Source organism: Pseudomonas sp. (assembly GCF_035277045.1).
In the GTDB taxonomy this organism is placed as follows: domain Bacteria; phylum Pseudomonadota; class Gammaproteobacteria; order Pseudomonadales; family Pseudomonadaceae; genus Aquipseudomonas.
This window is the reverse complement of record NZ_DATELE010000172.1, coordinates 1-7,090: the sequence shown is the minus strand read 5'-3', so window position 1 is coordinate 7,090 and position 7,090 is coordinate 1. Positions and strand designations below refer to the sequence as shown.

Here is a 7,090-nt window from a genome sequence, read left to right as displayed (position 1 = left end):
GCCGATGCCTCGCAGCACGCCAGTGGCGCCAGCGACCAGGCCAACGATGGCCGCCAGGTGGTCGAGCAGACCATCGCCAGCATGGCGGCGCTGTCGCAGAAGATCAGCGAGTCGTGCCAGCAGATCGAGATCCTCAACGCCAGCACCGACGACATCGGCCAGATTCTCGACGTGATCAAGGGTATCTCCCAGCAGACCAACCTGCTGGCGCTCAACGCCGCCATCGAAGCGGCGCGCGCCGGGGAAGCCGGGCGTGGCTTCGCGGTCGTGGCCGACGAGGTGCGCAACCTGGCCCACCGCACCCAGGAATCGGCCGAGGAAATCCACCGCATGATCACCACGCTGCAGGTCGGCTCGCGCGAGGCCGTGCACACCATGAACGCCAGCCAGGTGTCCAGCGAGCAGAGCGTGCAGGTGGCCAACCAGGCCGGTGATCGCCTGTCGAGCGTGACCCGGCGCATCGGCGAGATCGACGGCATGAACCAGTCGGTGGCGGCCGCGACCGAGGAGCAGACCGCCGTGGTGGAAAGCCTGAACATGGATATCAGCCAGATCAACTCGCTCAACCAGCAGGGCGTGGAGCATCTGAACCAGACCCTGGCCCATTGCGATGCGCTGAGCCAGCAGGCCGGCCGGCTGAAGCAACTGGTGGGCAGTTTCAGGATCTGAAGAGGCTCAGAGGAATCGCTGGAAACCCGCCGTACCTGTACGGCGGCGTCCAACCGGCCGGCATGGTTATAACCTAATAACGAACAAGTCTATTTGGCTATAAAAAAACCTTTATGCTGGCACGCATCCGATCACGGGCATGTTGGGCGTCGAGTAGCGTATGGATGTTGGTTCTTTTGGTTTCACCATTGCGGGACTGGTTGTAGGTTTCATCGTTGGCATGACTGGGGTCGGGGGCGGTTCGTTGATGACCCCGATCCTGCTCTGGTTCGGCATCCACCCGGCGACAGCCGTCGGCACCGACCTGCTCTACGCGGCCATCACCAAGGCCAGTGGCGTCTGGGTTCACGGCCGCAACAAGAACATCGACTGGAAGATCACCGGCCTGCTGAGCATGGGCAGCGTCCCTGCGGCAGCCTTGACCTTGTGGTTCCTGAGCACCTTGCATACCGACACCTCGGCACTCAATGCAGTGATCAAGCAAGGCCTGGCGGTGGTGCTGATCTTCACGGCGCTGGCCATCCTGTTCAAGTCACGCCTGCAGGCCTTCGCCAGCAAGCACGCGGGCGATCACTACAACCTCAGTGACCGTACCCTCAATACCCTCACCGTGCTCACCGGCGTGGTGCTCGGGGTGATGGTCACCCTGACGTCCATCGGCGCAGGCGCTTTGGGCACGGTGGCGCTGTTCCTGCTGTACCCGTTCCTGGTGACCCGGCGTCTGGTCGGCACCGAAATCGCGCATGCCGTGCCGCTGACCCTGGTCGCGGGCCTGGGCCATGCCAGCATGGGCAACATGGACTGGTCGCTGCTGGGCTATCTGCTGCTGGGCTCGCTGCCCGGCATCTACCTGGGCAGCCATCTGACCGGGCGCATTTCCGACAGCGTCCTGCGCCCATGCCTGGCCGCGATGCTGCTGCTGATCGGCTACAAGCTGGCCTTCTGAGCCCTTGCCCTGGACGGGCCCGCCTGGCCCGCCCCCTCTCTCCGGACACCTGCTCAAGCCGCGGCACCGGCTATCCCTCAATGGCGCGGCGCGGATATGAGTGCGAAATTTCCGACCGTTGCTGTAGGATTAGCCCCTAATCCTGTCAGCACCAAGGTGCGTCGTTCCAACCATCTTGCTGCGAGTACCAGCTGATGCCCACTGCATCCGGGAAATCCCCGTCGCCCCTGCTCACCGCCTTGCGCCAAGGCACCGGCCCCTGCCACAAGGCACTGGAAGACCGCCTGCCGTTCTTCGACCCACGCTTTGACCGTCCTGCCTACCAGCGCCTGATCGCGGCCTACTATGGTTTCCATGCGCCGCTGGAACAGGCCCTGGCAGGTTTTCTGCCGGCCCTCGAACCCCAGCGCCGCGCCAAGGCCCCGGCCTTGGTCACCGACCTGCGCAACCTGGGACTGACGCCCACGCAGATCGACGCCCTGCCCCTTTGCACGGCCTTGCCGCCGGTCACCGACCAGGCCCAGGCGCTTGGGGTGATGTACGTGCTGGAGGGCTCGACCCTCGGCGGCCAGGTCCTCAAACGCGCCATGGCCGAGCGCCTGGACATCGGTGCTGGCAACGGCGGTGCGTTCCTGGATGTCTACGGGCCAGAGACCGGTTCGCTCTGGCGCGGTTTCCTGCAGTTTCTCGAGCAGGCGCCCGGCTCGCCTGCGGACCAGGCGCGGGTGGCACAGGCCGCCATTGACACATTCACAGGCTTCGAGCGCTGGCTCGAGCGCCGGGAGGTGCTGCTTTGACAGCCGGCAACGACGAGATTTTCGAACAGCTCCTGGTCAACTGCGCCGACGAGCCGATCCAGTACCCTGGGGCGATCCAGCCCCATGGCGTGCTGATGACCCTGGGCGAGCCGAACCTCGAGATCATCCAGATCAGCGCCAATGTCGATGAACTGCTGGGCCTTGCAGCCGAACAGGTGCTGGGCAAGTCGCTCACGGCGCTGCTGGGCGCACGCCCGGCCAGGCAGGTCCGCGCGCTGGTCGAGCAGGACCTCAACGAAACGCTGCAACCTCTGACACTCAAGGTCAACGGCCGGGTCTTCGAAGGTTTCCTGCACCGTCACCGGGGCTTGCTGATTTTCGAGATGGAAGTCCTCAGCCGTCCCAACAGCGATTCGCACGCGCACCTCAACCGCTTGTTGCAGCGTCTTCAGGCGGCGCGCAGCCTGCAGGAGCTGCACGAGCTGAGCGTGCGCGAGGTCCAGGCCCTCACCGGTTACGACCGGGTGCTGATCTACCGCTTCGAGGAGGAAGGCCACGGCCAGGTCATCGCCGAGGCCACCAGTCCCGGCATGGAGCTGTTCAACGGCCTGTACTTCCCGGCGTCGGACATCCCTGCGCAAGCGCGCGCGCTGTACCTGAGCAACTGGCTACGGATCATCCCGGATGCCGCCTACCGGCCCGTGCCGATCGTTCCGGCCCTGCGCCCCGACACCGACAGCCCGCTGGACCTGAGCTTCGCGACCCTGCGCAGCGTGTCGCCGATCCACTGCCAGTACATGCAGAACATGGGCGTGCTGTCGTCGATGAGCATCTCTCTGATCAGCGAGGGCAGGCTGTGGGGCCTGATCACCTGTGGCAACCGCGACCCCTTGCACGTGCCCAGCAGCCTGCGCAGCGCCTGCAAGACCATCGGCCAGGTGCTGTCGCTGCAGATCAGCGCCCTCGAGGCCTTGCAACTGGCGGCGCAGCGCAACGCCAAGCTCGACACCCTGGCCCGGCTCGGCCAGGCCATGCAGGACAGCCCTGGCACCGTCTTCGATGGCCTGGCCGAACACACCCAGCCGCTGATGGACCTGGTCGGCGCCAGTGGCGTCGCGATCATCGAGGGCCAGCAACTGCGCACCGCCGGCCTGTGCCCAGAGCCTGGGCAGATCCACGCGCTGCATCAGTGGATCGAAACCCAGGGCTCGCCCGTGTACAGCTGTGACGCCTTGAGCACCCTCCACCCGCCGGCGGCCGACTACCGTGCGCTGGCCAGCGGGGTACTTGCCCTTAGCCTGCCCAAGCCGGTCACCAACGGTATTCTCTGGTTCCGCCCCGAGGTCCGGGAAACCCTCAACTGGAGCGGCGATCCGACCAAGCCGCTGCACCTGGAAAATTCCGCCAACGGCCTGCGCCTGCGGCCACGCACCTCGTTCGAGATCTGGAAGGTCGAGATGCAAGGCATTTCGCGCAAGTGGGAGCACGGCGACCAGTTCGCCGCCAACGACCTGCGCCGCTCGGCGCTGGAAATCGACCTGAGCCACCAGGTGCTCAAGGAACAGGCCGCCGTGCGCGCCCGTGACGAACTGGTGGCGGTGGTGTCCCACGACCTGCGCAACCCCATGACCGTCATCTCGATGCTCTGCGGCATGTTGCAGAAATCCTTCAGCGCCGACGGGGCGAACGCGTCGCGGCGCATCTCCTCGGCGATCAGCACCATGCAGCAGGCCACCAGCCGCATGAACGTGCTGCTCGACGACCTGCTGGACACCTCGAAGATCGAAGCCGGGCGCTACACCATCGCGCCCAAGCCGCTGGACGTGGGCCACATGTTCGAAGAGGCGCATACCCTGCTGGGGCCGCTGGCGCTGAACAAATCGGTCGCGCTGACCTTCCACGCGGCGCCGGACCTGCACATTCATGCCGACCCCGAACGGCTGTTCCAGGTGCTGTCCAACCTGGTCGGCAACGCCATCAAGTTCACCGGCGCCCAAGGCAAGGTCGAGGTGACGGCGGCGGCTGATGGCGGGCACATTGCCTTCACCGTGCGCGACACCGGCAAGGGCATCCCGGCCGACCAGTTGCCGCATGTGTTCGACCGCTACTGGACGGCCCGGGAGGGCAATCCCAACGGAACCGGGCTTGGCCTGTACATTTCACAAGGCATCATCAAGGCCCACGGCGGGGAAATCCGCGCGCGGAGCGAGCCGGGTGAAGGCAGCGCCTTCCAGTTCACCGTGCCGCGGTGCGATGCCGGGATCGATTCCTGACCCAGGCCGTGAATCCTGCTGCTGCCGCTCATACCCCCAACAGCAACAGCACCCACCCCCCTGCCGCCGCGCCGAGCCACACGGCAACGCGCGGCACATACGGCAACAGCATCACCAGCACCAGCCCGGACAGGGACATCACCCCGAACCAGCCCACCGGCCCCATCGCCCAGCCCCACGCCTGCACGCACAGCACAAAGCTCACCCCCAGCCCCACCCAGCCCAGCGCCCGCAGCACCCGGCGCTGCCAAACCGCGCAAGGCTTGCCCCAGACCTGCTTGTAGTGCCGTTCCAGCCCTTGGCACAGCGCCAGCATCCCACTGTAGGCAAACAGCAACCCACCCACGAACATCATCCCCATCACCTGGCCTCCGCTGTTCTGGCGCGCACGCGCACCCTTGCCGGCTCATCCCCTGCCCCCGCGCAACGCCATGCTCCCAGGGCCAGCAGCACCCCAAGCAGCAGGCTGACCAGCTCCAGGACGATGCGCATCCGGTCGGCGATCTCGGTAAAGGCACCCAGCAACCCCAGGCCGCCACATAGTAGCGCCGCCAACGCGAGCTGCTCGGCCCAGGCACGCCTTGCCGGGCGCGCCCAGGCGTGCAGGACTGCCAGCGCCCAGAGCCCGAAGAATGCCCGCACCTCCCACGCCTCGCGATGGGCCAGCTCCGCTGGCAACAGGCGGCTGGCCCACAACAAGCCGATACAGGCCACCAGCAGGCCGGCGACAAAGGCCACGTTGAACACCTCCGCTACCCGGTACCACCGCCGCGCCGACGGTTCGGCCTTGTCGCTGGCGTACTTGCGTCCACGCTTGACGCAGAACAGCACCAGGCCGCTGGCGATCATCACGCAGCTGATCAACCCGCAGGCAAAGTACAACCAGCGCATGAAGTAGCCGCCGAACTGGGCAAAGTGCAGGCCGGTCATCACCCGCTGGGTCAGCGGCGCGGGCCGCAGTTCAGGCACATCGCTGAGCAGCTTGCCGCTGACGCCGTCGAAGACCATCGCCTGGCCCTTGGTCAGGGCGATGCGGTTGCCCAGCTCCGGGCGAATCTCGACCCGCGCGCCAGCAGTGTTCGGATGACGCACGTTGACGCCGCCAATCGAGCCCATCCGCGCCTCGGCCTGGGCCAGCAAGGGCGCCAGCGCCACCAGCTGCCCGGGTTGCCTGAGCGCCTGGCGCGGCTGCTCGAGCCGGGCATTGCCCTGGGCCTGGAAGTAGGCGCGGTTGTCGCCTTCGAACAAGGTGTCGACGGCGGCGGGAATATAGATGAGCATGAAAATCACCAGGCCCGTGTAGGTGATCATCAGGTGGAACGGCAGCAGCAGCACCGCGCTGGCGTTGTGAAAGTCGAGCCAGGAGCGCTGGCCCTTGTTCGGCCGGAAGGTGAAGAACTCCTTGAAGATCTTCTTGTGGATGACGATCCCGGTCACCAGCCCTGCCAGCATCACCATCGCCAGCGCGCCGACCACCCAGATCCCCCAGTTGCGTGGCAGATTGAGGGTGAAATGGAAGCGGAAGAAAAAATTGCCGCCCACGCTCTCGCGCACGTCCAGCACTTCGCCGGTCTGCGGGTCGAGCTGCACACCGCCGCCGTGCCGACGCTCGCCGGTGGAGACGCGCAGGCCCGGTGAACGTTCGGTCGGCAGGCCGATGCCCCAGTTGCTGGCCGTGGGCTCATGCTCCTGCAGATAGCTGATCGCACGGTCCAGCGCCTGCGCCTGGGTCACTTCGCTGGCCGGAATTTCCGGGTGCATCCAGTGGTCGATTTCCTTGTCGAACACGGCCAGCGTGCCGGTGACGAAAATCGCGTACAGCAGCCAGCCGAAGATCAGCCCGGCCCAGGTATGCAACCAGGACATCGACTGGGTGAAGGTCTTGGTCTTCATTTCACGCAGCTCCCGCCACAGGCCAGAACGCCACCATCGCCAGCGGCGCGGCTAGCACCAGCGGCGCCCACGCCTGCAGCGCGTCGCGGCTGGCAAAGGCCCAGAGAATCATGCCGGTGTAGAAGGCGAAGGCCGGCAGCGTGGACACGATCACCGCATCGCTGGCCGGCAGTGGCAGCACACGGGCCAGGAACGCCGTGACCGCGTAGGTGAACAGGTAGCCACCCAGCAGCGCCGCGGCGCTGCGCGACACAATCGCCAGCCAGGCGGGTGCAGCGTTGATCATCCTAGATTCCTTCCGGGTATCCATGCTGTAGCCCGGCGCAGAGTGAAGAAAGGCCACCCCTGCCGGATCGATGCGCGATCGGGCAAGGGCAGCCGGTTGACGCTGCCTCAGGTCAGAACGAGATGTTCAGTGCGGCGAACACCGCGCGACCTGGCTGGTTGTAGGTGTTGGCGCCCGAGCTGCTGGCGTTGCCGCCGCGGTAGATCTGCTTGTCGAAGACGTTGTTCGCGCCCAGGCGCACGTCGTAGTGCTCGTTGAACCTGTA

7 protein-coding genes and 1 pseudogene are annotated in these 7,090 nt (G+C 66.0%); 4 read left to right on the top strand and 4 right to left on the bottom strand.

The genetic code is table 11. The features are described from left to right. From VJS90_RS08810 to VJS90_RS08795, 4 genes are all read left to right on the top strand, one after another. Positions 1-669: methyl-accepting chemotaxis protein (locus VJS90_RS08810; RefSeq protein WP_324121061.1), on the top strand; the 669-nt coding region annotated here is incomplete at its 5' end. Positions 670-829: 160 nt separating this feature from the next. Continuing rightward, positions 830-1,615, top strand: a complete 786-nt coding sequence (locus VJS90_RS08805) for a sulfite exporter TauE/SafE family protein (protein WP_324121058.1) — start codon at positions 830-832, stop codon at positions 1,613-1,615. A gap of 194 nt (positions 1,616-1,809) precedes the next feature. Further along, positions 1,810-2,412, top strand: coding sequence for a biliverdin-producing heme oxygenase (locus VJS90_RS08800; protein ID WP_324121056.1), 603 nt, complete (start codon positions 1,810-1,812; stop codon positions 2,410-2,412). After that, complete coding sequence (locus VJS90_RS08795) at positions 2,409-4,646, top strand: ATP-binding protein (protein WP_324121054.1); 2,238 nt, start codon at positions 2,409-2,411, stop codon at positions 4,644-4,646. The genes VJS90_RS08800 and VJS90_RS08795 overlap by 4 nt, the downstream gene beginning before the upstream one ends. A 28-nt stretch (positions 4,647-4,674) precedes the next feature. Here VJS90_RS08795 and VJS90_RS08790 read toward each other — a convergent pair whose 3' ends face one another. The 4 genes and pseudogenes from VJS90_RS08790 to VJS90_RS08775 all read right to left on the bottom strand — a co-directional run. Then, positions 4,675-5,007: a DUF3325 domain-containing protein gene (locus VJS90_RS08790; RefSeq protein ID WP_324121052.1), complete on the bottom strand. Its 333-nt coding sequence runs from the start codon at positions 5,005-5,007 to the stop codon at positions 4,675-4,677. After that, positions 5,007-6,539 carry a PepSY-associated TM helix domain-containing protein gene (locus tag VJS90_RS08785; RefSeq protein ID WP_324121050.1) on the bottom strand — a complete coding sequence of 511 codons (1,533 nt, stop codon included), beginning with the start codon at positions 6,537-6,539 and terminating at the stop codon, positions 5,007-5,009. The genes VJS90_RS08790 and VJS90_RS08785 overlap by 1 nt, the downstream gene beginning before the upstream one ends. Before the next feature lies 1 nt (position 6,540). Further along, the gene (locus VJS90_RS08780) at positions 6,541-6,825 is read right to left on the bottom strand and encodes an iron transporter (protein ID WP_324121048.1); all 285 of its coding nucleotides are present in this window, start codon (positions 6,823-6,825) and stop codon (positions 6,541-6,543) included. A gap of 112 nt (positions 6,826-6,937) precedes the next feature. Further along, positions 6,938-7,090 (bottom strand): annotated as a pseudogene (locus tag VJS90_RS08775) (TonB-dependent receptor); the annotation flags it as partial.

Coding starts and splice junctions, on each gene's coding strand:
- VJS90_RS08805 (WP_324121058.1), top strand. CDS start 830: ATGGATGTTGGTTCTTTTGGTTTCACCATTGCGGGACTGGTTGTAGGT.
- VJS90_RS08800 (WP_324121056.1), top strand. CDS start 1,810: ATGCCCACTGCATCCGGGAAATCCCCGTCGCCCCTGCTCACCGCCTTG.
- VJS90_RS08790 (WP_324121052.1), bottom strand. CDS start 5,007: ATGGGGATGATGTTCGTGGGTGGGTTGCTGTTTGCCTACAGTGGGATG.
- VJS90_RS08785 (WP_324121050.1), bottom strand. CDS start 6,539: ATGAAGACCAAGACCTTCACCCAGTCGATGTCCTGGTTGCATACCTGG.
- VJS90_RS08780 (WP_324121048.1), bottom strand. CDS start 6,825: ATGATCAACGCTGCACCCGCCTGGCTGGCGATTGTGTCGCGCAGCGCC.